Genomic DNA, 240 nt, shown 5'->3' with positions numbered 1-240 from the left:
ATCGCCCTGACGTCTTCCCAAACCCGTTTCCTCCGCGGTCACGCGCATGATCTGAAAGCCCTGCTCCAGATCGGCGGCAAGGGGGTGACACCGGCCTTCCTGGCTGAACTGGAAGAGGTGCTGGAACGCCACGAGCTGATCAAGGTGAAGGTCGCCGCCGAAGACCGCGAGGCCCGCGACGCCCTCATCGCCGAGCTGGTCAGTGCCAGTGAAAGCGCGCTGGTGCAGCGCATCGGCCAC

The 240-nt window shown here is 65.4% G+C and carries 1 protein-coding gene; it reads left to right on the top strand.

What is annotated here, in order from left to right; translation table 11 throughout:
• On the top strand, nucleotides 1-240 hold a 240-nt coding region (locus RRF55_RS27745; RefSeq protein WP_439419263.1), incomplete at both ends, for a YhbY family RNA-binding protein.

This window comes from Klebsiella sp. K47 (assembly GCF_051858335.1).
In the GTDB taxonomy this organism is placed as follows: domain Bacteria; phylum Pseudomonadota; class Gammaproteobacteria; order Enterobacterales; family Enterobacteriaceae; genus Klebsiella; species Klebsiella pneumoniae.
The sequence above is the reverse complement of the archived record's forward strand: the minus strand, read 5'-3'. Positions and strand labels throughout refer to the sequence as shown.